Here is a 765-nt window from a genome sequence, read left to right as displayed (position 1 = left end):
AAACGTCTTTACATATCGACACTGCATCGACGGTTCACTTTCGTTCATCTCTTCCAAGCTCACCTGACAAATTGTTTTGCCTTTTCCCCTATCGCTCACGACCAATACTCTTAATACCAGCCGCATAGGGCGGTTTGATTTCTGCATCTGGCTACCGAAACCGAGGGGCCTACCCTCATCTTTAATACAGCAAGAAAGGCTTTAGCCTTTCGTCATGACACACGAGCGCAGCGGAACGGAGGTCCCAGCCCACGCAGTGGGCGCACAACATGCGCTTGTTAAGTGTTTGCGCAGAGCTTGGCATAAATTACCTTTTGGGCTGCTTCTGACTTCGAATTTTCAAAGCGCTCGAATAGACCAAACCAGTACAATCTCTCGTTCATGGTCATAACACCAATGCCTTCTATGGCCTCCTTTTTAAACTTACACCAGAGGTGATACAAGTGATTATGCGTTTCCTCTCTTTCAATCCAAGAATTGCCAAAGAATCGCTCAATTGAATCTGCCAGCTCAATGGCATCATTGTCGTCCTGCTTCCATTCTGAAAGATGCTTTCCCAGACGAGCAACCACTTCATCATCTGAGAACTTTTCAACTTCCTTGATATATTCGTCGTAGTTCATTTATACACTTAACGTCTAGTAAACGCGTCACGTCTTTTTGTGATCGCTTTGTACGCTTTGTTGTTTGCTGTCGAAAAGGTGAAGCTTCTGAGGAAACTCAGAAAAGCTACATTCGACAGTTTACTGTAGAGAGCTCGAAACG

At 45.1% G+C, this 765-nt stretch carries 1 protein-coding gene; it reads right to left on the bottom strand.

Going from position 1 to position 765, the window contains the following annotated elements:
- Positions 1-278 precede the first annotated feature (278 nt).
- The gene (locus tag ACXAFR_RS27415) at positions 279-623 is read right to left on the bottom strand and encodes a hypothetical protein (RefSeq protein ID WP_475183361.1); all 345 of its coding nucleotides are present in this window, start codon (positions 621-623) and stop codon (positions 279-281) included.
- Between the last annotated feature and the right edge of the window lie 142 nt (positions 624-765).

The sequence above is a fragment of the Pseudomaricurvus sp. ABR4_320 genome, assembly GCF_056159445.1.
This window is presented reverse-complemented; position numbering and strand designations above follow the sequence as displayed.

Coding starts and splice junctions, on each gene's coding strand:
- ACXAFR_RS27415 (WP_475183361.1), bottom strand. CDS start 623: ATGAACTACGACGAATATATCAAGGAAGTTGAAAAGTTCTCAGATGAT.